At 37.5% G+C, this 25132-nt stretch carries 25 protein-coding genes; 15 read left to right on the top strand and 10 right to left on the bottom strand.

Annotated elements, in window-relative coordinates; all coding sequences use genetic code 11:
- The first annotated feature begins 11 nt into the window (after positions 1 to 11).
- Positions 12 to 494 (top strand): hypothetical protein, encoded by a 483-nt coding sequence (locus ACSYTJ_RS06675; protein WP_491719813.1) that lies wholly within the window; start codon positions 12 to 14, stop codon positions 492 to 494.
- A 34-nt stretch (positions 495 to 528) separates the two neighbouring features.
- Here ACSYTJ_RS06675 and ACSYTJ_RS06670 read toward each other — a convergent pair whose 3' ends face one another.
- Both ACSYTJ_RS06670 and ACSYTJ_RS06665 read right to left on the bottom strand, forming a co-directional pair.
- Complete coding sequence (locus tag ACSYTJ_RS06670; RefSeq protein ID WP_491716813.1) at positions 529 to 1407, bottom strand: SAM-dependent methyltransferase; 879 nt, start codon at positions 1405 to 1407, stop codon at positions 529 to 531.
- Positions 1385 to 1822, bottom strand: coding sequence for a helix-turn-helix domain-containing protein (locus ACSYTJ_RS06665; RefSeq protein WP_491719812.1), 438 nt, complete (start codon positions 1820 to 1822; stop codon positions 1385 to 1387). Before ACSYTJ_RS06665 ends, ACSYTJ_RS06670 begins: the two co-directional genes overlap by 23 nt.
- A gap of 133 nt (positions 1823 to 1955) precedes the next feature.
- Between ACSYTJ_RS06665 and ACSYTJ_RS06660 the strand changes: the two genes are divergently transcribed.
- Together ACSYTJ_RS06660 and rny are read left to right on the top strand one after the other, a co-directional pair.
- A complete protein-coding gene (locus tag ACSYTJ_RS06660; protein ID WP_491719811.1) occupies positions 1956 to 2639 on the top strand; it encodes a type 1 glutamine amidotransferase in 684 nt (227 codons plus the stop codon).
- Positions 2640 to 2690: 51 nt separating this feature from the next.
- Positions 2691 to 4292: a ribonuclease Y gene (gene rny, locus ACSYTJ_RS06655; protein ID WP_491719810.1), complete on the top strand. Its 1602-nt coding sequence runs from the start codon at positions 2691 to 2693 to the stop codon at positions 4290 to 4292.
- A gap of 40 nt (positions 4293 to 4332) precedes the next feature.
- Here rny and ACSYTJ_RS06650 read toward each other — a convergent pair whose 3' ends face one another.
- Positions 4333 to 5886, bottom strand: a complete 1554-nt coding sequence (locus tag ACSYTJ_RS06650; protein WP_491719809.1) for a bifunctional metallophosphatase/5'-nucleotidase — start codon at positions 5884 to 5886, stop codon at positions 4333 to 4335.
- A gap of 246 nt (positions 5887 to 6132) precedes the next feature.
- Between ACSYTJ_RS06650 and spx the strand changes: the two genes are divergently transcribed.
- Positions 6133 to 6531 (top strand): transcriptional regulator Spx, encoded by a 399-nt coding sequence (spx, locus tag ACSYTJ_RS06645; RefSeq protein WP_260116952.1) that lies wholly within the window; start codon positions 6133 to 6135, stop codon positions 6529 to 6531.
- Between the two features lie 75 nt (positions 6532 to 6606).
- Positions 6607 to 7410: a Cof-type HAD-IIB family hydrolase gene (locus ACSYTJ_RS06640; RefSeq protein ID WP_491719808.1), complete on the top strand. Its 804-nt coding sequence runs from the start codon at positions 6607 to 6609 to the stop codon at positions 7408 to 7410.
- Between the two features lie 27 nt (positions 7411 to 7437).
- Here the strand turns inward: ACSYTJ_RS06640 and ACSYTJ_RS06635 are convergent, their stop codons facing one another.
- On the bottom strand, positions 7438 to 8400 hold the full coding sequence (locus ACSYTJ_RS06635; protein ID WP_491716807.1) for a nucleoside hydrolase: 963 nt from the start codon (positions 8398 to 8400) through the stop codon (positions 7438 to 7440).
- Positions 8401 to 8505: 105 nt separating this feature from the next.
- Here ACSYTJ_RS06635 and ACSYTJ_RS06630 point away from each other — a divergent pair, with 105 nt between their 5' ends.
- Positions 8506 to 9582, top strand: a complete 1077-nt coding sequence (locus tag ACSYTJ_RS06630) for a PrsW family intramembrane metalloprotease (RefSeq protein ID WP_491719807.1) — start codon at positions 8506 to 8508, stop codon at positions 9580 to 9582.
- Positions 9583 to 9671: 89 nt separating this feature from the next.
- The gene (locus ACSYTJ_RS06625; RefSeq protein ID WP_491719806.1) at positions 9672 to 10325 is read left to right on the top strand and encodes a helix-turn-helix domain-containing protein; all 654 of its coding nucleotides are present in this window, start codon (positions 9672 to 9674) and stop codon (positions 10323 to 10325) included.
- 50 nt (positions 10326 to 10375) lie between these two features.
- On the opposite strand, the gene ACSYTJ_RS06620 is transcribed toward ACSYTJ_RS06625, so the two are convergent.
- Positions 10376 to 11170, bottom strand: a complete 795-nt coding sequence (locus ACSYTJ_RS06620) for an alpha/beta fold hydrolase (RefSeq protein WP_491716804.1) — start codon at positions 11168 to 11170, stop codon at positions 10376 to 10378.
- Between the two features lie 98 nt (positions 11171 to 11268).
- On the opposite strand from ACSYTJ_RS06620, the gene ACSYTJ_RS06615 reads away from it, so the two are divergent.
- Complete coding sequence (locus tag ACSYTJ_RS06615) at positions 11269 to 12258, top strand: NAD(P)/FAD-dependent oxidoreductase (protein WP_491719805.1); 990 nt, start codon at positions 11269 to 11271, stop codon at positions 12256 to 12258.
- Here ACSYTJ_RS06615 and ACSYTJ_RS06610 read toward each other — a convergent pair.
- Positions 12255 to 13001: a potassium channel family protein gene (locus ACSYTJ_RS06610; protein WP_491717264.1), complete on the bottom strand. Its 747-nt coding sequence runs from the start codon at positions 12999 to 13001 to the stop codon at positions 12255 to 12257. The genes ACSYTJ_RS06615 and ACSYTJ_RS06610 overlap by 4 nt on opposite strands.
- 74 nt (positions 13002 to 13075) lie before the next feature.
- Positions 13076 to 15211, bottom strand: a complete 2136-nt coding sequence (locus tag ACSYTJ_RS06605; protein WP_491716802.1) for an LTA synthase family protein — start codon at positions 15209 to 15211, stop codon at positions 13076 to 13078.
- Positions 15212 to 15395: 184 nt separating this feature from the next.
- Between ACSYTJ_RS06605 and ACSYTJ_RS06600 the strand changes: the two genes are divergently transcribed.
- Positions 15396 to 15680: a hypothetical protein gene (locus tag ACSYTJ_RS06600; protein WP_491716801.1), complete on the top strand. Its 285-nt coding sequence runs from the start codon at positions 15396 to 15398 to the stop codon at positions 15678 to 15680.
- 30 nt (positions 15681 to 15710) lie between these two features.
- Positions 15711 to 16367: a histidine phosphatase family protein gene (locus ACSYTJ_RS06595; protein WP_491716800.1), complete on the top strand. Its 657-nt coding sequence runs from the start codon at positions 15711 to 15713 to the stop codon at positions 16365 to 16367.
- Positions 16368 to 16417: 50 nt separating this feature from the next.
- Here the strand turns inward: ACSYTJ_RS06595 and ACSYTJ_RS06590 are convergent, their stop codons facing one another.
- Positions 16418 to 16888 (bottom strand): C40 family peptidase, encoded by a 471-nt coding sequence (locus ACSYTJ_RS06590; protein ID WP_491719804.1) that lies wholly within the window; start codon positions 16886 to 16888, stop codon positions 16418 to 16420.
- A gap of 232 nt (positions 16889 to 17120) precedes the next feature.
- On the opposite strand from ACSYTJ_RS06590, the gene ACSYTJ_RS06585 reads away from it, so the two are divergent.
- Entirely contained in the window at positions 17121 to 17558 is a 438-nt protein-coding gene (locus ACSYTJ_RS06585; RefSeq protein WP_491719803.1) for a MerR family transcriptional regulator, read from the top strand.
- Between the two features lie 55 nt (positions 17559 to 17613).
- Here the strand turns inward: ACSYTJ_RS06585 and ACSYTJ_RS06580 are convergent, their stop codons facing one another.
- Together ACSYTJ_RS06580 and ACSYTJ_RS06575 are read right to left on the bottom strand one after the other, a co-directional pair.
- Positions 17614 to 20313: an MMPL family transporter gene (locus ACSYTJ_RS06580; protein WP_491719802.1), complete on the bottom strand. Its 2700-nt coding sequence runs from the start codon at positions 20311 to 20313 to the stop codon at positions 17614 to 17616.
- 20 nt (positions 20314 to 20333) lie between these two features.
- A complete protein-coding gene (locus ACSYTJ_RS06575) occupies positions 20334 to 21248 on the bottom strand; it encodes a magnesium transporter CorA family protein (RefSeq protein WP_491719430.1) in 915 nt (304 codons plus the stop codon).
- A gap of 167 nt (positions 21249 to 21415) precedes the next feature.
- On the opposite strand from ACSYTJ_RS06575, the gene ACSYTJ_RS06570 reads away from it, so the two are divergent.
- The 4 genes from ACSYTJ_RS06570 (at position 21416) to nhaC (ending at position 25012) form a co-directional block, all read left to right on the top strand.
- The gene (locus tag ACSYTJ_RS06570; RefSeq protein ID WP_491716795.1) at positions 21416 to 22132 is read left to right on the top strand and encodes a glycoside hydrolase family 73 protein; all 717 of its coding nucleotides are present in this window, start codon (positions 21416 to 21418) and stop codon (positions 22130 to 22132) included.
- Positions 22133 to 22224: 92 nt separating this feature from the next.
- Positions 22225 to 22986, top strand: a complete 762-nt coding sequence (locus ACSYTJ_RS06565; RefSeq protein ID WP_491717263.1) for a TerC family protein — start codon at positions 22225 to 22227, stop codon at positions 22984 to 22986.
- A complete protein-coding gene (gene trxA, locus ACSYTJ_RS06560; RefSeq protein ID WP_491719801.1) occupies positions 22976 to 23299 on the top strand; it encodes a thioredoxin in 324 nt (107 codons plus the stop codon). The genes ACSYTJ_RS06565 and trxA overlap by 11 nt, the downstream gene beginning before the upstream one ends.
- 324 nt (positions 23300 to 23623) lie before the next feature.
- Positions 23624 to 25012 carry a Na+/H+ antiporter NhaC gene (gene nhaC, locus ACSYTJ_RS06555; protein WP_491719800.1) on the top strand — a complete coding sequence of 463 codons (1389 nt, stop codon included), beginning with the start codon at positions 23624 to 23626 and terminating at the stop codon, positions 25010 to 25012.
- The last annotated feature ends 120 nt before the right edge of the window (positions 25013 to 25132 follow it).

Here is a 25132-nt window from a genome sequence, read left to right as displayed (position 1 = left end):
TGAAAATAAAAATGGAAATGGATGTTCAAAAATTTATCGATCAGGTGACTAACGAACAATTTGCTGCTACTAATTTTACAATTAAAAAATCTGCATTGGAAAATGATTTAGCTTCTGTTTTTGCACCAATGCTTAAATTTATTACTGAACAAATTCAAAGCGATCAAATTGCTCAAGCACGTTTAATTGTAGATGATTCTGATATTATTTTTAAGTTGGAAACGGGAATTATCAATTTGCCTTTCAACTATGTAAAAGCAATCAGTAAGATTATGTCAGGAGATGGGGTGCAACCCATTAACGTTTACATGATTGTTGAATCACCAGAAGTTAATCGCTCTAAGCTTAGAATTGATGAACTAGCTTCTGCTAATGAATTTATCGCTGATCAATCTGAAATGTTAAATAAGGTGACCCAATGGGCCCAACTTCAAATTGACAAAATTAATTCTAATGATGAGGCAATCGATACAGATGCCGAGCAGACAAATTAATTTAATAAAAAGACCCCGTCTTAGACAGGGTCTTTTATTTTACAATGTATAACTGATCATGAATCAAATCAAATGGTTGGTGGTGTAAATTAAGTTCTTTGGCTGCCTTCTGATCAGTAAATTCAGCATTTTGCCAGAATTGCTTTGAGTTGGTAGCACCGTTTTTTTCACCAATTACGATTAACTTAATTTTACGTTCAGCTTTACGAATTGCTTGTAACAGCTCCCAGTCAACTGGAACCCCGTCTGGTGACCAACACATGATAATGGTATCAACGGTCGATTCATACTTATGAAAAGCCGTTAGTGCATCTAGTTTTTCGACATTAGTCACTGGATGCTTACCAGTTTCGTTCTCATTGACCCATTCTAAACTATCGGTTGCAATTACGTTTGTATTATTATTCCTGAGCCCCTTTGAAATATAACCGTTGCCAGCCATTACTTCCAACACCGTTTCATTGCCAACGTATTCAGAAATTGCCTTTGTGAATGGAGCTGAAATATAAGCCCACATCCCGTACTGTTCTTCGAGGTAATCACGATAAGAACGTAATTGTTTATCTAGTTTAGGAAGCGCATCTGAATATTGATTCCATAATTGATCGCCCTCATCACTGTCGGCTGGAAATTGTTTATTAACGGTTTGAAAAATGGTATCTTGGATATTATCTGGCAGTAATAAATTAGGCATATCCTGCGGTAGATTGCCAGCACTCAATAGCTGATCACTAATTAACACATTATTGATTAAAAATTTAATTTCACCAAAATCGCTGAATAGGTCAGCATATTGTTTTAATTGTTCAATATAACTAGGCCGATGGGTAACTTGGTTGTTTTTTTTCAGCTTTTTGATTAATTTTTTACGGTTAATGGGTGAACCCTCCTTATTCTTCTGTTTCAGGACCAAAGTCAAGGTTTAATTCTTCTTGGCGGTTATTAGCTTGCTTTTTATCGTTATGATTTTGTTGACCAATCATGTATGCACGAATTAATTCAAAAATCTCGCGCTTATCGTTTCTGGAAAGTGGGTTTTCATCGAATTGTAAGTCGTCTGCACTAATTAATGAACGGGCGATATCTTTGATATTATCGTCGTTTCTTCCAACTAAAAAATCAATGCTGACGTTAAAAAAGGTCGCTAATTTGATTAGTTCTGGAATCGAAGGTGAACGAAGGCCTAGTTCCCATTTGCCCAATTGTGCTTCCGTATTGGGATGGGGCTTAGACTCAAACTGTTTGTTTAAAGCGGCGGCTAATTGGCTCTGGGTCAAATTATGTCCCCGTCTTAAGGCCCGTAGTCTTTGTCCGAAAATAGATAACATAAGATCACTCCTTAGCTGTATTATACAGCCAAAAGTGATTTCTGAATACTAGAACGGGCCAAGTAATCGACCTAATAGCAAATTTTAGTTATAATTATAATGTATGAACTTAAATTTAAAGAGGGTTATTAAAATGAAAATGTTAGTTTTACAACATAATGAGGTAGAAGGGCCTGGATTAATTCAGGATTGGGCCGAAGACAATAACTACGATGTGTTTACGATCCGCCCCGATATGGGAGCACTTGTGAATCGTTTTCGGGTCGACCAATTTGATCTACTAGTCATTATGGGTGGTGGCAACAGTGCTGAAGATAGTGATTCATGGCTTGCTGATGAACGAGATTTAATTCATCGTGCTCATGACGCCCATAAGCCGATCTTTGGGGTTTGTTTGGGAGCTCAACAAATCGCGCTTGCTTTTGGTGGGATGATTGATAACACGATCGTACCTGAAATTGGTTGGTTCCCCGTTCATTCAGATAGCCAAAGCCCACTGGAGTTACCAGAAGAGTTGACCGTTTTGCATTGGCATGGCCAACAATTTACATTGCCTCCCGATGCCAAAAGATTATTTGCTAATCAAATCGATCAAAATCAAGGTTTCATGTTGGGAGATAACATCATCGGGCTTCAGTTCCATTTTGAAATGAAACCAGATATCGTTAGTTCATTAATTGATTTTGACCATGATTTTATTGCCGATACTGACGCTCCCAACCAAGTTCAACAAACGCCTGAACAAATTGGTAGCTTTGAAGTGGCGCCGCAAAACAAGGCTGTCCTTTACCAATTATTGGATTCCATCACAAAATAAATATGTTATCATATTATATAGGATTTTAAAGTAGAAGGGAGGGGATATTTGTTGTACCCATTAGTAGGATTATTAATGCTAGTTGTGGGGGGAATGTGCGGTATCATTGCCAGTAATAAGCAAACAGACAAAAAGTTAGCTGAAGCAAAAAAACAGGCAAGTGATTATTTACAAGCGAAGCGAACCCATATTGAAAACAAAAAGCAACGGATCATTAAGAAAAATCAAGCCCAAACTGCTGATTATGAACAGACCATTTTAGAGGACCTGAACACTCAAAGGGCTGATAATCAGACTAGGGAAGTTCGGATTCGGCAACATGATGAATATCTGAAGCAGCTTAGTAATCGGATTGATGATGATGAAAAACGGTTTAATGAGATGAAAACGCTGAACTCACAAAGCAAGCAAAATGTTAAAAAAACCCAAGCTGCTGCTGATCAGTTGGTTACTAAGCGGCACTTAATTTTAAATCAAAGCAGTCAGCTTGATGATGAGACCGTTAAACGAATCGTTCTTGATAACACTGCTCATGAATTGAAACGGGAAAGTGATATTGAGGTCAAATACCTACGTGAATCCACTGAAACCTACGCAAATCGAATAGCAGATAATATTATTATTGAGGCGATTCAAAGGGGTCCTGAAGATGTACCACGAAGTCACATTGAACGAAGTGTTAACGTTCCAACTGCAGAAATTAAAAATCGCCTGTTAAGTCATGATGAACAACACCTTCGTTTAATTGAATCATTGACTGGGACGCATCTAATGTTTGATCCAGATGATTATTTGATGCTTCATATTGTTACCCATGATCCAATTCGACGCGAGGTAGTTCGTCGGACACTGAATTCACTGATCGTTTCACGTCAAATTAACAATAATAATATTGAAACTCAGGTTAGCAATGCGACTCATGATGTAAATGATGAACTACGTGAAACTGGTGAAGATGTGGTGCTTTCGCTGCATTTAGGGACTATGAATCCTGATTTAATGAAGATTATTGGGCGCTTAAAATTTCGGACCAGTTATGGCCAAAATGTTCTTTACCATTCAATTGAAGTTGCCCAAATTGCGGGGGTCATTGCTAGTGAGTTGGGGTTGAATTCACAGTTAGCTCGTCGTGCTGGGATGTTACACGATATTGGAAAATCAATCGACCATGAAGTTGAGGGCACTCACGTTGAATTAGGGGTCAAACTTGCTGAGACCTATCACGAGGATCCAATTATTGTAAACGCAATTGCTGCTCACCATGGTGATGTTGAGCCAATTAGTTTAATTGCAACCATCATTTCAACCGCTGATGCTATCTCAGGAGCTCGTCCTGGGGCACGAAGTGAATCAGTTGAAGAATATGTTACTAGGCTTAAGAACCTTGAAAAAATTGCAAATACGCAATCTGGTGTTAAAGAAAGTTATGCTATTCAAGCTGGACGAGAAATTAGAATTATCGTTGATCCTAAGAAGTTAAGTGATTCTGATATGGCTAATATGACTAGAAAAGTTCAATCTAAAATTGAAAATGACTTAAGTTACCCAGGTAAAATTAAAGTAACTTCGATTCGGAAGCTAAACGTAGTCCAATACGTTGGTGATATTCCGAACCGTTCAAAACGCAAACGTTACGCAAATGCTTCTAATTAAAAAGACATCATAATCAGTTTTGATTATGATGTCTTTTTAATTACTCAATCACTTTAAAGTTATGATTATTAGTGGCTTGAATGGTGGGATGGTTACGAAGATAATTAGCAATTAGTTGACTCATCATTACTGAATCCTTAGCAATGATCTTATCATTTTGATACATTGGAAAGTGACCACCACCAGAAGCACGGTATTGATTCAATACAATCTTTAACTTTTGATCAGGGCGCACCGGTTGGCCATGGTAAGTTAAATTAATAATGCGATTACCGACGGGATTGCTGACCTTAATCGTGTAGTCGACGCCCTCATACATATCGTAATTATAATGGCGCGCCTTTGGATAAACGAATGCCTCGTTGACTACGATTTGATGGTTTTTAACGGCAAAATACTTCGCACTAATTTCCATGGCAGCTTTTAGGTCCGCTCCGCTGATTTCTAAGACGGCTAATTTATTTGGATAAACATAGTTAGTCATAATATTACGCATGGTAATGGGGTTTTCAAATCCATGGGCTTCGTTATTGAATAGTGCGGTTGCTGAGATATCGACCCCCATCGTTTCCATCTGGACCTTTTGAATAAATTCAATAAAACTAGTTTTATGAATCCTTGCATCGAACGCATCATCGAAATAAAGCGAACCATTAATTTTAGAAAGGGGTTCATCTAACCAGTCGTTCACTCGGTTACTCAACGGCTTAATGTAGTTCTTAATTTCAGCATCGGGTTCATAGTCAGCAGTTTTAATTAGTTGAGCATCGCTATTAATTACTTGATAGCGATCATTGACCTTTTGAATGTCTAATTCGATTTTACCAACGAATTCACCACGATGCCCAGGCTGGGTGATCGGCACGTTAAATAATTTTTCAGCAATTTTACGATGCTGATGGCCCGTCACTAATGCATCAATCCCAGGGACGTCCTTTAGCATCGCATAGCTTTCGTTTTCTGAATCTTCTAGTGGCTCGGTCGCCACGCCCTTACTATTTCGTTCAAATCCACCATGATAAGCAATGATAACAATATCAGCTTTTTGACGGACGATCGGCACGTATTTTTTGGCGGTTTCTGCGACAGAAAGAAACTTGAGCCCAATTATATTTTCGGATGATTCCCACTTGGTTGCACCACGGGTAGTCATTCCAATGATTCCGACATTGACGCCCCCGATGTTTTGGATCGAATACGGGTCGCCCAATATGTGATTTCCTTCACTGTCAACGATGTTAGCGCATAGTATTTTGCGATCAGTGTTTTGAATCGATGTTTGCATATACTTTAATCCATAATTAAATTCATGGTTACCTAACACCCCATAGTCGTAATCAATCATATTAAAGGCGTGGTCAATTTGATCTGGGCCATTTTGTTTTTTGATCTTAGCAATGTAGTAAGCCAATGGGGAACCTTCAAGGTAATCACCATTGTCGATTGTAATGGTATGATCGTTTTCCGTTTGTAATTTGCTAATGCATGAAGCAGCTCTTTCTAACCCGAATGGTTTATCGTTTTGGGCACTGACATAATTAGTAGGTTCGATAAAGCCATGGGTATCGCTAGTTGATAGAATCGTCAATTTCATACATATACCTCCATTACATTAATATTTAGTTAATTAAAATTATAATCGGATTTAACTTTAATGTAAATTTATTTAGTATCTGGTTGCAAAACAATTTATAATGTTTTATTAATTAAGCTGTCGATTATCTTGACTATCTATTAAACTATGATAATATAAAATTGTTATAAGTGAATTTTGTGACTGATTCACATATTTCGCTTATAACCGTCGATATATCCAATACACTTAAAGGAGTGGATGTTCATGTTAAATCTTTATGTAGCACCTAGTAGTGCATCAAGTCGGAAAGCTCGCGCTTGGCTTAAGGAACACGATATTCCTTTTAAGGAACGTAATATCAATTCCAATCCATTGAACGCTGATGAAGTAAAGCAAATTCTTCGTCTAACTGAAAATGGTAGTGAAGATATTATTTCTACTAGATCTAATATCTTTAAGAAGCTAAACTTAAACTTGGATGACTTATCAGTTTCACAATTAATTAAATTGGTTGTGAAATATCCTGATTTAATTAGACGTCCAATCATCTTTGATGATAAACGCCTAGAAGTTGGCTATAACGAAGAAGAAATTCGTCGTTTCCTACCTCGTAAGGTTAGAGAAGCAGAATTGCGTCAATTAGAAGCTCAATTGGGTGCCTAGTTTCGTGATTTGAAAAACCAAGCATTAATTTCTGTGATGAAATTAATGCTTTTTTTGTAATAGGAGAGAATAAACATGATAAAAATGATTGCACTGGATTTAGATGCAACTTTGTTAACAAGTGATAAAACAATTAGTCCCTTTAACACTCAGGTGATACATAGGTTACATGCAGCGGGAATGAAAATCGTAGTTTGTACGGGACGACCAATTAATGTGATTAAGGGTTATCTTGATCAATTGGGGTTAAATCAAGCTGATGACTATACGATTACTTTTAATGGTTCACTAGTAATTAATAATCGGACTAAGGAGCCGATTTTTAAATCAGGGATGCAGAAGGCTGATTTTGAACCCATCTATAAATTTGTTAAACAAAATCATTTACCGTTGAATATTTTAGATTTTGATTCCATTTATGAATTGACCGAGTTGGCACCATCCCAATATTATAAGATCATGAATGCAGATGTAAAATTCATCCCCCAAACGTTTGCAATGTTACCAGATGATCAACAGTATAGTAAGGCGATTATGTCTGATGATCCAGGTGTATTAGATGCGGCCCGCGCTAATTTTGATAATCAGGGGCATTATCATATCGTCCGTTCCCAACCCAATATTTTAGAGTTTTTAGCTCCGTCCATAAATAAAGCCGTTGGCCTAGAGGCTTTACTTAACCATTTTGGGTGGACCTTTGCAGACCTGATGGCTTTCGGGGATGCTGAAAATGATTTAGAAATGCTTTTAGCCGCTGGCATCGGAGTAGCAATGCAAAACGCTCAGCCTAATATAAAGCAAATTGCGAACCAAGTCACTGAATTTGATAATGATCATGATGGGGTCGGTAGATTCTTAAACCAAGCCTTTAATAAATAAATACCGCTATTGCTAGCGGTATTTTAATTACTTGTTATTCTTGAATAGGGTTGTTAAGTAGTTCATGAATGTTTCTAGGTAGCGGTCCGCATCGACTTCGATAGCAGCACTGACTGATGGATTGGGATCATCCAATCTAGTGTTGTCGCCAATGGTGCGGCCGTACTTTTCCTTATCGGTATTCACGATCATGTCAATGTCTAAGGTGCGGACGAACGATGGGTCTTCAGCTACCCCGACAGCAAGTGGATCATGAAGTGAACAACCATCTAAATGCGGGTATAATTCAGCGTAAATATCAATGTAATAATCAACAATATCAGCGAACTTAGCACCAGCATTGGTACCTAAATCACGCCATTGTTGAGTTTCTTTTTTGGTCAGCAGTGTCCGAAGGGTGACATCCAATCCGACCATCGTGTCATGTAGCTTGCTGGTGAAAACTGTGTTAGCTGCTTCTGCATCTTGGTTGATGTTCGCCTCAGCAAATGGCGAAACGTTTCCCTGGACCGTTAAAGCCCCACCCATTAGGGTAACATCGCCAATTAAATCGACAATGCTAGGATCTTTTTCGATTGCTTTGGCAACGTTGGTTAATGCCCCAGTGGGGACAATGACTAAATCCTTGCCATATTTATGAGCTGATTCAATCATAAAGTCCACGGCGCTTTGCTTTTCTGGTTTACGGGTTGGGGTTGGCAATTCAACTTCTCCGATTCCATTTTCACCATGAATATGAGCGCTAACTGGAAGGCGGTCAAAGTGATCGGAATTAACGGGGTGGGCTTCACCAACGAACACGGGAATGTCAGTATGGCCAAGTAGTTCTAAAATTTTCAACGAATTTTCAGCGGCTCCCTCTACGACCAGATTTCCGTATGAGCTAGCCACCCCAATTAGGTCTAATCCAGGAGCAGCAACGGCATAAGCAAGGGCCATCGCATCGTCAATACCAGTATCTAAATCTAAAATTACTTTTTTATTTGTCATAAATCATTCTCCCAATCGATTTGATCATAAAAATTAACTATTAACTGTAATAATACTTTAAATTCATCCTAAACACAAACAAAAAAATAAGAAGGTAGTAAATAAGTGGTAAAAAGCAAACTAATTTCTAATTTTCAGCGCATCATAATGTCAACGACCCTGATGGGGGTGCAACGAAATTACTCACGGATTAAAAACGATCTTAAGGATGAGGCCCACAGGAGTAACCAATTTGTTGAAATTCACCTCTTGCGATTGTTCCAACAGGTGTTTCACCGTCACAGTCGCGATGAAGCCGATCGCATCTTGATTGCGGGGACCAAGTTAACGACACCCTCTTTGGTCAAGGTATCATCCGCGCCCGTTAAGCCCTGGTTATTCTCACGCTTTTTTGCGCTTTTGAGCTTTAGCTTCTTGTTGTTAGTGATCTTAGACCTCGTTTTCGGCAGCACCAAGGCAATCCCAGGTATGATGGTGGTCGGATCACTAGTAGTCCCGTTTTCTTTGTTGATCATGTTTTATGAAATGAATGTTTACCGCAACATTTCGTTGATGCAGGTTAATACGACCCTGCTAATCGGTGGGGTGGCCTCTTTGATCCTAACGATGGTGTTTTACGACGTGATTCCATCGGGGAACGGGGTGTCACTAGCCTCGGCATTTTTAGTCGGCTTGATCGAAGAAACTGCCAAAACAATCATTATCATTACCTTCATTAATCGCTTCAAACTTAATTATATTTTGAATGGCATCTTGATCGGTGCAGCGATTGGGGCGGGATTTGCGATTTTTGAAACCGCTGGTTATTCGAATGAATTTGGGTTGGCAACGATTTTTCTACGCAGTTGGCAGGCCATCGGCACCCATACCATCTGGGCGGCAATTATTGGCGCGGCCGTCATTTTGGGTAAACAACGGCACCATCAATTTACCTTCCACGATGCATTTACTAATCTGCACTTCATTGGCTTTTATTTATTAGCGGTCTTTTTACATGCAATGTGGGATTGGAACATCCCCATTTGGTGGGTCGATGAATTCTACGTTCAAAAAATCGTATTAATTGTGATCGGCTGGTTGGTCATCTTCATTTTGATCGATGCTGGCTTGCGCGAGGTTCGCACCCTGCAGGGGCAACGCATTCGACAACGCTTGAAACGGTCATTTAATAGGGCTAAGTAGCTTAGCAATCGTTAATGTAACGCTAGCTTAGCTTGGCTAACTGAAGAAAAGCAGTAATAATTATAACAAGCGAAAGGGGAGGTGTAATGATGCCGTTTGGCGAAAATATTAAGCAACTTAGAAAGCAGCATTCATTAACGCAGGAACAATTGGGTCAAAAACTCAATGTTTCGCGTAAAACGATTTCCAGTTGGGAAAACCAACGCTCATATCCTGACATCCCAATGCTGCTAAAAATTAGTAGTGATTATGATATCGATTTAAACGCGCTATTACGGAAAAGTAGCGATATCGTAAATAATTATCAAAAACAGGGTGATATGATGAAAAGGACTAACGTTATAAGTAAGATCAGTTATGGGTTAAATATTTGCCTACTATTTTTGTTTTATTTTAATTCCGTTAATTATTGGCATATTCAATTGCCATTTGTAACTTTGTTGTTACTGATTAACGTGATTATATTCAATGTGACCCAAAGTGATTTTCATCCATTAGCTAGTAATAATCAATTAGTGATGATTACAGCGGGCTTGTTCTTGATTTTCCAATTGGGGTTAAGCATCGCTGTAAACCCAAGCCTTTTTTCACTGATTCGCACTAGTTCAATGAGGGCTTATCAACTTGGTGAAATATTTGGATCATTATTGGCAGTGATATCAATGAGCTTTTTGGCGTTATTTAGCTTTTTGATCATTGTATTTGGCTACAGTAAGCCGAAACCATATCAATATAGTAATTAAAAAGAGATGCTAGTCGTAAATTTAACGATTAGCATCTTTTTTGGTTGAAATTATTTTTTGAATCCGAATAAGAATCCAGCAATGTGTTTATCGATCACTGGGTTTTCATGCAGCATTGAGTGTTCAGCACTTAATGGATCACTGCGGTAAAGCCAGAATTGGTATGACTTAACGTGGGGTTTAACTAAATCACCCATTGGTTTCACAATGTCGACTGCTTCTTCAGCATCACTCTTTAAGTTCCAAATTTCTCCAGCGATGTTTAAGACTTCCAAGTTTTTAGGAAGGTTCTTAGGGCCACCCTTGGCATATGGATCGTTAGTTGGGTAATCATTAGCAATCGATACGAACTTAGAAACTACTGGAACGTCCTTTAGGTGGGGATGGTTAACCATGTAGTAATAAGCAATACTTCCACCAGATGAGTGCCCGATTAGGTTAACGTGGGTGATATTGTACTTGTTCTTTAGATACTTCATCACGTTGACCATTTGGTTGCTTTCCTTGTACGGATGGGTATTGTCCTTAAAGACTAATTGGACTAGCGGGTTATCCGCCTCCACTTTTTTATATTGCTTGGCAGTAGAAACCTTACCATCTTTAGAGATATTAATTTTAAGGGTCCGACTGGCAATGTTGTGTTCACTGTATTGTTGAATGAAGTCGTCAGTAGAAACTGCATTACCAGCGAAACCAGGAATGAAGACCGTCGCGGTACGACTTTTATTAACGGCAACATCGTTTAAAACGTTCCCACGGAATTGCCAATTAATAGTAAAACAGAAAATAATTGCTTCAATAAAAAGGATAATTGCAATCCCAATGTGTTTTTTACCAATACGCATGATAAACTTCCTTTACTTATCTTAGGTTTATGACCTATGTTAATATAATATTAACATGATATTATAAAACATTTTAAAAGAAAAGTGGTAATAATAAAATGCAAGATAATCTTTACGATATTACAATCATTGGCGGTGGGCCAATCGGGATGTTTGCCGGTTTTTATGCGGGGTTGAGAAACTTAAGGGTTCAATTAATTGAAAGCTTACCAGAACTGGGTGGACAGCTAAATGCAATTTACCCGGAAAAGACGATTTTAGATGTTGCTGGTTTTACTGGTGTTACTGGTAAACAACTAGTTGAACGGCTCAAAGTGCAGTTAGAAACAATGGATGTGGATGTTAAAACTGGTCAGGCGGTTACGGACTTAAAGAAGCAATCGGATGGATTTGAAATCACAACCACGAGTGCAACTAGTTATTCAAAGACGGTGCTGATTGCGACGGGTGGGGGCTCATTTGAACCTCGTAAATTAGCGGTTGCCGATGTTGATCGCTTTGAAGGAAGCAATATTATTTATAGTATTCAAAACCGAGCTGATTTTAAGGGTAAGACGGTGATTGTTGCAGGTGGGGGGAATTCTGCTGTTGATAATGCATTATTGCTTGAGGACGTTGCTAAACAGGTTTATTTAGTTCACAGACGGAACGACTTTCGGGGCCTAGAACACATGGTCGAGACGCTAAATGCATCTTCAGTTAAGTTGATTACCCCATATTTAATTAAAAAAATATCCGCTCAAGATGATCAAGTGTTAGTAACTGCCAAGAAAATGCGGACAGCTGATGAAACAATTGACATTTTAGCGGATAAAATTTTAGTGAATTATGGATTTATTTCTAGTAATAAGGTTACCAAGGGTTGGGCAATCGATTTAGATGAATCACATCACATGTTCAATGTGGACACAGAGATGGCGACCAGCGTTGCTGGCATCTATGCCGTCGGTGATAGCGCAACCTATGAGGGGAAGGATACGTTAATTGCGACCGGGTTTGGTGAAGTTCCACTTGCGATTAACCATATTGCAAAGTCGCTATATCCTGACCGTCATGAACCCATTCATAGCACATCGATTAGACGTTAATGATGATTACGTTTCTTAGGTTTCTTTTGATTCCGAGAAACGTTTTTTTGATTTTGGTCCAGTTCTTTCCGCATATAGCGGACTTCTTTATTCAGTAGCTCTACTTGTTTCATCAAGCGGTCCAATTTATCTGAAGTTCCTTCATTTTGAGCGTTATTTTTAGTGAAGAAATCGGTGATAGAAGAGGTTAACAAACCGATAAAGCCGACCCCACCAATCATTAAGAAGGCAGCGTCAATTCTGCCGCCAGCAGTTTGGGGAGCAATATCACCATATCCAACGGTAGTGGCAGTTGTGATCGCCCACCACATGGCGGTTTTTAATGGATAATGTTCAAAATGAGAGAAGATAAGTGCCGCAATAATTAAGATAATGATACTGACTGAAAAGATATATATAAAACCAGTATCGTATATAAATTGATGGATCTTTTTGGTTAATTTACCATCCCAACCCAAGTGCCAAAAAATATGGTACCCCCGAATGATTCTAATGACCCGATAAATGCGAAAAAATACGAAAATCGGGTGGCCAGGGATGAGTGAAACTAGGTCCAAACAAGTTGATATGAAAAACCGTTGTTTATTTTGACTAATAACCAGGTTAATAATGTAATCGAGAATAAAGATAATCCAAATTCCATAATAAATCCCCATTATCCAGCCACGGTACAAGTAAATAATTCGTGAATAATCTAAAATTACCATCACGATTGAAGTAATGGCCAAAATGACGATTGCAATATTATAAAATAATTGCCACTTTTGCTTTTTGATTTTAGTAATGATAATTCACTTCCTTAATGATTAACGGGATACTACTTATTTGCATCTGGGTTGGTAACCTTTAGGCGGTTAGAATCAGTTGATTTATGGCTTACTTCTGGTGCATCGGTCTTGTATAAATCAACAGTTGATTTACCACCGTGTTTAGAAAGAACGCTGGTTGATTTTTTGCCCAGTTCTTTTTCAATCTTTTCAGCTTTTTGGAGTCCATTAGCATAGTTATAATCACTAGCATCAACTGCAGTAAAGCCCTTTGGTTTATAGAACCTTAATAGATTTTGTTCGTTTAGGGTATCAGAAAGCGATAGTTCAAGGCCAACTTTATCCTTGATCTTTTGTACCGCTTTGATCTGTGCTTTGTTCAACTTAGCTGGTTCACCTGTTTTATTGTCATAAATGGTACCACTAATGGAAGTGTATTGTGGATCGACCCAATCACGATTTCTAAACGCAACGACTTGATCATGTTTACTTGAGAATAAATCAGTTCCAAATTGAACAAATGGCTTAGAATTAACACCTAAAATGTGAAGGAGTGTCGGTAAGACGTCAATTTCACCACCGTACTTGTGGCTGATGAATCCCTTTTTAGTTCCAGGGATGTTCAACATGAATGGGACCCGCTGCATTTGGGTATTATCGAAGTCATTCCATTTTTCAGGATCATCACTTACCACCTTAGCGAGATTTGCATTTTCAGAATCAGAAATTCCATAGTGGTCACCATAAATCATGATGACCGAATTCTTCAGTAGTCCCGCTTTTTTAAGGTAGGCATAGAATTCCTTAACGGCTTCATCTAGATAGTGGGCGGTCTTGAAGTAGTTATCAACGATCGTATCGCCCGTATCGGTAGTTTTAAAATCATCGTCATTATCTTCGGAATCCAAGGTAAATGGGAAGTGGTTAGTAACTGTAATATACTTCACATAGAATGGCTCTTGTAGGTTTTGTAGATATTTGACCGAGTCTTTGAACAATAATTTATCCTTTAGTCCGTAACCGGTTGATTTATCACCTGAAACATCATAGTAACTAGCGTCAAAGAAATATTGATACCCCATATTCTTGTAGGTATTATTACGGTTCCAGAAACTAGCAACGTTACCATGGAAAACGGCACTGGTGTAGTTACCATTTTGCTTTAGGATCGCAGGAGCAGCTTGGAACGTATTGTCACTGCCGACTTGGGCAAATAAAGATCCTTGGGGGAGACCATAGGTACTAGTTTCTAGCATGTTTTCAGCATCAGATGTTTTCCCTTGGCCCACTTGGTGGAAGAAATTATCAAATGCATAGGTTGATTTACTGTGATAGATCTTGTTTAAAAATGGAGTCACTTCTTGACCATTAATCTTTTTATCAATTAAAAATTGTTGAAAACTTTCCAAGTGAATCACGATTACGTTGCGGCCCTTTGCAATCCCCTTCATTTTAGGGTTTGCTGGGGCGTAGTGTTTACGAGTAAAGTTTAAGACGGTCTTTAATTCTGACTTAGTCGCCATTGCCCTTAAATCTTTTGTATGTTGTGATTTAGCAGCATCATATCCGGTAAATGCATCGATTCCTAAGTATTTAACAATGTAGGTCCGATCAAAGGTTCTAGTAACCAATTGGGGTCGATCCATTTCACCAAGGCTAAGATTGAAAGCAAATAATAATACACCAATTGAAGTCATCATAAAGCCAACCTTGGGGCGTAGTGGACGGTTATCAATTTTAATGACCCTAAAAATTAGTAGTAATAATACTAATACGATATCGATCCAATAAATGAAATCATGGAAATTAGTGAGTGCAAGGGAGCTGCCGCTGAGCCCTTGATTAACCTTTGAATAACCAGTGATCGTATTAATGGTCATAAAATCGGTAAATTCACGGAAATAAATTACGTTCAGGTACAGAAGTAACGTATTTAAAATATCGAGAATAAATAATAATGGATAAAAAATCCGTGATCGTTTAAAATATAGCGCGATTCCAAATATTAAAACGGTAGTAGCAAGTGGGTTAATGATAGCGATAAACATTTCAAAGCCACCTGTAATTCCAAGTTGGAAGTCAACAAAATATGCAACGATTGTTTTGATCCAAAATAAAATAACCAGTAGCCAAAATAAGCCCATTCTAGTATTTAATTTTTTAATGGTTTGTTTAAGAAGTGACAAGATCAAGTCTCCTTTTTTGCATATAACTTATTTAATATTATCAAAATATCTGTTAAATAGCATGATTTGATTACGAAATATTAAAAAAATTAATCTAATCAGTGCGTAAAACACAATATATTGTTATAATAATAGAAGAATGTCCTATATATAGAAATGAGTTAATAGATGAAGGAGGGTTATTGTGGATTTAGCTAAATCAATTACAAATGCTAAGCTTAAGGTTATCAAAAACGATGGCGCTGTAGTTGAATTTCATCCAGATCAATTACGAAATACGTTGAACGAGTTCACTGATAGCCCTGAGGTAATTAAACGTTCTGAAATGTTAATCTTTGCGCAATTATTATCTTATTCCGAGATTAAACAATTTGACTTAAAATGCATTGTTTATAGAACCCTTCGCCAGTTGAGATACTCTAAAATTGCAAATCAATATTATCGAAAGAAACTCGCTCGTGAATTATAATTAAGATTATAATTACGGGGAGATGAAAAAATGGCCTTTAATGTATATATTGTCCGTCATGGACAGACTTATTATAATATTTACAATAAATTACAGGGATGGAGTAATTCACCATTGACCCAAAAGGGAATCGATGGCGCCAAAAAAACTGCTGAAAATCTATCGCAGGTCAATTTTAAAGCTGCTTATTGTAGTGATACTACCAGAGCACAACAAACGGCTGATATCATATTGCGAGCCAACCAGGTATCTAATGCTAAATTGACGGTTTCGCCATTCTTTCGGGAAGAATTTTATGGTTATTTTGAGGGCACTGATATGAATCAAGCGTGGTACCTAGCTGGTGCTCCGCATGGTAAGCCTACTTTTAAATCCATTGTGGAAAGTTCATCAATTGGGCAAGCTAAGGATTATTTGAAAGAAGCAGATCCGTTCCATGATGCTGAAAATAACGAAGAATATTGGCAGCGATTGAATCAGGGCTTGGATCTAATTAAAAACAATGCGCAGTTGCAAAATGATGATAACGTTCTTTTGATAAGCCATGGTAATACCGTTTTAAGCATTGTAGAACGTTTCGGGCATGGTAAATACGATGTGACCGAACGACCTGCAAACGGCAGTATTACTAAATTGAGAATTAGTGATGACGATGCTGAAATTACAGCTTACAATCTAAAACCATAAAAAAAGACGTAACGATTATAATCGTTACGTCTTTTTTGATTAATTAATAATTAATCACCAACACGGCTAGCACCAACAAGGTTCCACCATGAAGCGTGAATGCTTTCCTTGATCACACCGCGATTTTGTGCATCGATCATCTTACCGTTACCGATATACATACCAACGTGAGTGATACTTCTAGCACTTGAACCAAAGAATACTAAATCACCTTTTTTAAGGTTATCAACTGATACTTTTTTGTTTGAGTTATATTGAGCTTGGGCAGTTCTTTGTAAGTTAATGCCCAATGCCTTTTTGTAAACGTACTTAGTAAAACCAGAACAATCAAATGATGATGGTCCAGTAGCACCCCAAACGTATCTAGCACCCATGTGAGTATCTGCTTCACTCAATAGTGAGCTTGCATCATCAGCAGTAGCTGCATGAGCTTGTTTTACTGAAGTGAGTGATGCACCTGCAGTAAAGAGTGTGAATGCGGTTGCGATGCTTACAAAGATTTTTTTCAAATGATTATTCATGACTAAGTTAATTCCTTTCGATTTCTGGTTTTATTATTTATTTATTTATAATGTTTAAATCAACAGTTATAAGATTACCAATTTTATGTTACAGAAATATAACACGGTCTTTGCAAGTCAGTTAAATCATATAACAAGGCTGTAATTTAACTGTGTTTATCATAAATACTAGTTTAATTTCATCATAATATGATAAAGTATTGTTATATATATTCGAATGGAGATAATGCGTATGAATTGCAACCATAAGTTTATTAGCCCCATTGACATCCATAAATTAATTTTTCGAATTGGTGAAGTAAGTAAGATTTGTAATGTGTCGCCACGTCAATTACGTTACTGGGATCAAAAGGGTTTTATTCAATCAAATCGCCATGATGAAAGCAGCTCGCGGGTATACGATTTTCCAAACCTCCTTAGGATTGGTTTGATTAAGGAATTTTTAGATCAAGGATATACCCTTAGGGCTGCTGTAGAACGGACAGATCAGCGTCAAGAAACAATGCGCAAATTACACCGCTTTTTAAACCAAGCTGTTCATGGGATTGAAAATATCGATGGACATACAATGCTTAATTTAGGCTATTTTGATAAACAAAAAAAGAACTATCTTTATGGCTATTTAGATGATAATAACGATCCAGTATATCAAGTCGTGCCGGTGGATTAGGATTAACATAAAAAGACCCCGTAGTAATTTACTACGGGGTCTTTTGGTTTCTAAATTAGTCTTTATTTTTGGTAGTGGGGATTTGTTCAGCTAACTTACTTAATGCGATTGCTAGGATTGGGAAGATAATGTTAAAAATAATCGTTCCATAAACGATGAAGATTCCAGCCTGCCTAATTGCTTGAATATCAACGCTAATCAATGCTAGTCCGACTAAGATTGTAAATCCAGCGAAGTAGCGAATGATTTGTCCTAATGCATCCATCACATCGGCAAGTGATTCGAAGAATGGCAATTCTCGATTGCGATAATGAATTGCAATCCATGCGATTTCTAATAGCGCCACAGTCCCTAAGACGGTGCTACTAATAATTAAGGTTTCCCAACTGGTACGATCAATGCCCATTGCATAACTAGTCGTTAGGTTAGTTAGTTGTAACCCAGTTATTAAACTAAGTGCAAATGCACCTACCCAATAAATCGGGTGTAAGATGGAACGACTAATGATGAATAACACAATTAATGCGAAGAGGGTAATTAAAGTGATACTCATAATGCCGTATTTTGCAAAGTTTGATTTCAGTTCGGTTTGTTGAGCTGGTTGTCCAGCAATTGCAACTTCTGAGTTTTGTAATGGGGTGCCTTGTAACATTACATCGATATTCGTTTGGATATTATCGATCGTTTGAGCAGTTTGCTTAGCGTTAGTCGGATCTGATTGTAGAATCACCGTTATTTTAGTGGTCTTGTTATTGGCACTATTATAGTTATAAAGTGATTGTTGGAAATCAGTATCGGCTAGTTGATTAGGGGTAATGTAATAAACTGCCCCGACGCTACTCTTAGCCAGTCCATCCAAATAATCATAAATTGAATCAAGCTTTTGGTTAACGGCCTTGGTAGCAGTACTAATTCCGTTAAAGATATCTTTAGCTTCTTGCAGTTTGGATGCGTATCGATTGAGCTTAGTGGAAATACTGTCCGTGGAGTTAGCAATTTGTTGGCCCTTTGCTTGAATGGAACTCAAGCTTGAGGCGGCACTTGAAATCGTGTTATTTAAATCATTAACTTCATTTTGATAGTCACGGATGTTGCGAGATGCAGTTCTTCGATTAGCGATACTGGAACGCGATGCCGTTCCCGAAAGTTGACTCGATAACTGACTGTTTTCTGCAATTAACTCACTCGCAGCCGATTTTAATTGGCTAACCGTACTAATTTCAGATGTTAATCCATCCGGATCGATATCCTTTTGGCCCTCATTTGCCTGCTTGATGGTTTGATTTAAGCTAACCTGAGCTTGGTCAATCTTTCTGGTAATACTATTGAGTTGGCTTTGTACATAATATTTATTGATTGGTACCCCACTAGGTTGGGTAACGGAATAAACAGCATTGACGTTATCAACTGACTTTAATTTAGTCGTTAGTGAATCGATTTTTTCAAGATTATCCTGTTGATTCAACGCTTGATTATTATGGATATAGATAGTGATCGGAGTGGCCTTTCCTTGGCTAAAGTGAGCCTGGAGGATGCGTGCCCCGACTGCAGCTTGTTGACTACTTTTAGCATTATCTAAATCACTATAGGTAACGTTATTCCGATAAGAATATGCAAATGGTCCTACAATGTAAGCAACAAGAATGATTCCTACGAATGGTTGCCATAACGATAGGCGCATTAATTGATGCCAGAAACGGTGATTTTCAACATTGATTGGGTTATGGCGTGGCCAAATCAATTCAGGCCCCATCAAACTAGTGAAGATTGGGTTGATCGTAAAGACAGCGACCAGTAGAATCAAGAATACGATTGATAGGGATGCTAGAGCCTTTAATGGGTAGAATGGAACGAAGTAAAGACCAGCAAACCCAATTGCTAAGACTAAACTTACTGTGATAATCGAAGGAGCGACCCGTCCCAATCCACTTGAAGTGGCGTTGAATGAATCCCGATGGCTGCTGTTTTCCTCACTGACTGCCTTAATGATCATAAAATTAAAAATACTGCCTAAAATGATGGTGATCAAAGTAATTAGCAATGGGGTTAATTCTGAAAACAAGAAGTTTTTATGAATGGTTAAATTACCAATCAAGCTAAGTGCAGTTAGCTCTGTGATTAACAGGGTCACTGCTGAAATGACTGGTGCGATGATTGAACGGAAGAAAATCATCATTAATACGATCGCAATTACAAATGCAATCAACATGAATGTTTTAGATGCACTAGCTAATTTTTGAGCGTTGGCATTTTCAATTAAGGCAGGATTAGTAACGTATGTATTTAATCCTGAAACATTCATTTGTTCTTGTAACTTACTAACCAAAGCATTGGATGTTAAATAAGCTTTATCAACAGTTACCTTTACGATCTGAGTGGTTTGATCGTTAGAAAATAATTGTAATTTACCATTAGGACTATTATTAATGGAGCTAATTTGTTTAATGCCAAGGCTGCGATTATTTTGCAATTTGTGAGTGACCGTATCGATTCGATCCTGTTGGTTACTATTGATCTTACCGTTAGGATTATTGTAAACAACATCTAAGGTCGTTGAGTTTGCTAATCCATGGCCCCATGAATTTTGTAATCGTTCAGCCTTCATAACCTGTGATGATTGGTTAAATTTTGGTTGACCATAGTTAGTAATTAAATCTGTAACGTTTGGTAATTTAGCTAGGGCGAAAAAAACAGCTACTAGCCACAAAACAATTACAATTAGCCAATTTTTATTAATTCTTTTTAGTAATTGCACTTAAAAGACTCCTTTTTGTTTTATGAAAAATGTTTGTGGTACATAATCCAAATGAGAACACAGATAATGACGGAAATTAAAATTGAAATGATCCACCCAATTGGTGATTCTGCAAATGGAAGCTTAACGTTCATTCCATAAAACGCAAACACGATATTGGGAACCGATAAAATTAATGAAAAGATTGTTAAGAACTTCATCGTAGCATTTAGGTTACTATCGAGTAGGTTAGAATATGCATCTGCAACTTCACGGGTAACACTGCTTGAGACCTGGGCCATTGAAAGTCCCTGGTTCGCTTCAATGACAATATCTTCTAATCGATCACTTTGAAATTCTGTCAATTGACCCTTTAGGGTTCTTTGGACCGTTGAAAGCATTTCCTGATTTGAAGTGAGCGCCGTAAGAAAATAAACCGTTTTGGTCTGCAGTCCTAACAACTGATTGATTGAATCCCGATTAGCTTGGTGCGTTAAATGGGTTTGAATGTTAGTACGATCTCGATTGGCAGCATTAATATAATCAAAAAATTTAATCGTAATTTGAAACATGGTTTCTAAAATAAGATCAAAAATGAAGTTCGGATCCTTAATATTAGGGTTATTAATAATTGAAGTAATTAGTGGGACCACGTACGCAGTTCTTTTTCTGGTGAAAGTAAACAACATATGGTCGCTAATTAATAAACCAACGGGTTCAATGCTAATGTCACCCTTAAATCGAGGTTGGATTGGCGAATCGTAGATAAATAAACGGTAGTTATTTTCCTCATCGAACTCAACACGGGGTCGCTCATGAATATCCATCGCATAATCTAAGATATCATGTCTAATTTGATAGGTATCACGGAGCTTAGCACGATCTTTTTCATCCGGATTTTCCACTCTTATCCAGTTGAACTTATTATTGACCATCTGGGTTGTTATCAAAATCATCTTTCCTTTATCTTATAATTACCTATTATTATAGTTTATCAAAGTATGGTTTTGGTGTGATTTTTATAAAAAAGTTGAAAAAAAGTAAAATTTTGTTTCCGTTTAGCTAATTTATTACTATAATAAAGGTTGCTGTTTAAAAGCACGATTGATAGAGGGGAAAATAAGTGAATAATAGAAATGATAAAAAGTTTACACCAAGAACTAATCCGTTAAAGCAAAAAAAGGGTCAACTCAGTGATGCTAAGCATAGTAAGAAGCGAGGCAGGGGGATGATTGCGATTTTGATCATTATCGTAATTTTAGCTGTCCTTGTATTCGGATTTGCAGTTAGAAAGATTAGTAATAAGTTAGAAAATAAACAACAACTACAATCACAGTCAAGCAACGTATTGACCTCAGAGCAGATTCAACAGATTAAGCAGCGTAGAACGTTTGCAAAGACAATTGCGGAACCAGCAATAAAGGTTTATCAAAATAACTTTCATGTGCTACCTAGTATTGTAATTGCTCAGGCCATTTTGGAATCCGACTGGGGTAATTCCAAACTGTACCAGGTTGCTAAAAATCCATTTGGAATCAAGGGAACATACAATGGGCAATCGATTTCATATGACACGACTGAGTACGTGAATGGTAAAAAAATTACGGTTGCTGCTCAATTTAGAAAATATCCAACCTTAGAGGCTGCGATTAAGGATCATGATAAATCAATTAAGACTCATTTCATAAAAGAAGAAAACGTTACTAGTTATGTTAAGGCTGCTAATTTATTACAAAAGAATACTTATGCTACTGATCCACAGTATGCTAAAAAGTTAATTAGTGTCATTAAACAATATGATTTGAGTCGTTATGATCTGCAAGCTTTGAATAATAATTAAACTATTAGACTAGCTATTTAGGGATTACTTGTAATATAATTTATTTAGTATTTTGTATATTTTGTTATTAATTAAAAATGAAGGGAAGATCAATGCTGGATATATTGTCTAAAATGTATGGGCCATTCTTTGACCCCCATAACTGGACTTCAGTTATTACATCGGGGAGCGATTGGCTCGTTATACTTTCGTTGGTTTTGATAGAGTGTTTATTATCTGTTGATAATGCGGTGGTATTAGCTGCACAGACGCAGTCGTTACCAACTAAGAAACTCCAAGAAGAGTCACTATTTTATGGAATTTGGGGTTCTTACATCTTTCGGTTCTTAGTGATTGGATTGGGAACGTTCTTGATTCATCTTTGGGAAATCAAGGTAATTGGAAGTTTGTACTTGGTTTATCTGGTTTACAAACATTTCTCAAGCCATGGCAAAAAGAAACAACGGACGCAAAAGACACATTCGACTGATCCAAAGAATCATCGAAAGTTATTTTGGATGGTAGTAATTCAAATTGAAATGATGGACATCGTCTTTTCAGTTGATTCAGTACTAGCTTCATTAGCAGTTTCACCGAACCCAGTGATTGTATTGATTGGTGGGATGATTGGAATCTTATCGATGCGTGGGGTAGCTGAAGTAATTATGATATTAATGAAGAAGATTCCAGAACTAAAGTCAATGGCCTATGTCTTGATTGGAATCATTGCAATTAAGCTATTTATTTCAATTCCTGCAATCGATATTGAAATTCCACCACTACTTTTTAGTGGAATTGTATTATTAACGGTAATCATTACGATGATTATTCATGTTGTTAGAAAGAAACGGGGGCCTGTTAATAATGATCAATAAACTAACCCGTGATAATTTTTCAGAAGGCGTCGCTGCACCATTAACGATCGTTGATTTTTGGGCACCATGGTGTGGGCCCTGTAAGATCATGGATCGAATTATCAAAAACTTAGCAGCCGAATATGGTGACCGCGTTCAATTCGCCAAGTTTAACGTCGATGATAACCAAGATATCGCTGAAAAATATAAGGTCTTTAGCATTCCGACCCTAGTTGTCTTTAAGGATGGTAAGGGTGTTGAAAAGGTCTCTGGTATTTTTCCTGAACCCATGTTAGCCAAATTCATTGAAAAAAAGATTGCAGAGATCAGCTAAAAATTAAATTGACATCCAGATTAAGAAATGCTAATATTTTTAATAAATCAATTAAGAATAATTTAAATTCCATTTAAGTAGAGCATTGTCTGGGGGTCAGGAAGTCGGTGGTTGCTGCGAACCGATCAGGATAATGAATTCGAAATACCGGAATTAAGCGTCGTTATTAATCGGAATTAGATCCGTTACCATCTAATGAGTGAATAGCTACTTTGTTGTGGCTATTAAATCGGGTGGTACCACGGTATAAAAGTCGTCCCAATTACATTAATTTGTAATTGGGACTTTTTGTTTGTTTAAATATAGAAGGGATTTGTTATTGTTATGGAAAAGAAACGACCAACCATTGGATTGAAAGAGGGCATCTTAGTATTATTTGTACTATTATCAATTATGGCTTTCGGAATCATCGGATTAAAGATTAGTCCTGAAGTGCCGATTTTAATGGGGATTATGCTATTAATTTTTTGGGCTAAATTACGAGGCTTTTCATGGGATGATATTCATGAAAGCTTCGTGATTGGAATTAAAAATGGGATTGTACCATTATTTATCTTTCTATTAATTGGCTCATTGATTGGGGTTTGGATTGCTACTGGAATCATCCCAAGTTTAATGGTTTTTGGTTTCAAATTAATTAGCATTCGGTGGTTCTTACCATCAGTATTCGTGGTGTGTGCACTGGTGGGTTCGATCATTGGAAGTGCATTTACCATTATTTCTACTTTAGGGATTGCGTTCATGGGAATTGGCCTAACGATGGGGATCAATCCAGCGATGGTTGCTGGAGCGGTCCTCTCTGGTGCCGTATTTGGTGATAAATCGTCACCACTATCTGCAACGAATAACCTTTCCGCCGCAGTCTCTGATGCGGACTTGATTACCCACATTAAAAACATTATGTGGTCAACTTTACCAGCTAGTATTGTGGCATTCTTTATTTATGCTTTTATGAGTCATGGAAATGGAGAGGCTAACTTGGGCCGTATCCAAGATACCGTGTTAACACTTCATCAAAACTTTACCATTTCATTTTGGGCAGCAATCCCGGTCCTACTGCTTTTTATTTGTTCATGGTCCAAGATTCCAACCATCCCCACTTTATTTATTAACATTATTGTTTCTTCTATTATTGGGATGGTTCAAACTCCTGGGTTGAACCTAGTCAAACTGAATAACGTAATTCAAAGCGGCTACATTGCGCATACACGCAATCCACAGGTTGATGTATTATTGACTCGCGGTGGCATTTCAGGAATGATGGGAACAATGTCATTGATTTTTGTGGCCCTAGCCCTTGGTGGGATTTTAATGCATCTTGGGATTGTAGATGCCGTAATCAAACCATTAACTGACAAACTTGAAACAGAAGGTAATTTAATCACGACTGTGATCGCTACTTGTATCGGGGTCAATATCTTTATTGGTGAACAATACCTATCGATTATTTTACCTGCGAACGCTTTTAAAAAGACGTTTGCTGAAAATAACTTAGCACCAGTGGCATTAAGTCGGGCTCTTGAAGATGGGGGAACGGTTATTAACTATTTAATTCCATGGGGGGTCGCTGGAGCATTTGCTACTAATGCATTAGGGGTTCCTACGATTCACTACCTACCATTTGTATTTGTTAGTTTATTATCACCCGTTTTTTCCATTATTTCAGCTTATACTGGGATTGGAATCAAGCATTTAAAACCCGTTCAAAAATAAATTCAAATGATTTATTAACTAAATATTCCTTTTGAGCGATAGCATGTTGTTAATACTTAGCATGCTATCGTTTTTCATTCTCTCGATAATGATATTTTACATACTATTTACGTAAAATAT

This window comes from Nicoliella sp. ESL1113 (genome assembly GCF_058509245.1).
This window is presented reverse-complemented; position numbering and strand designations above follow the sequence as displayed.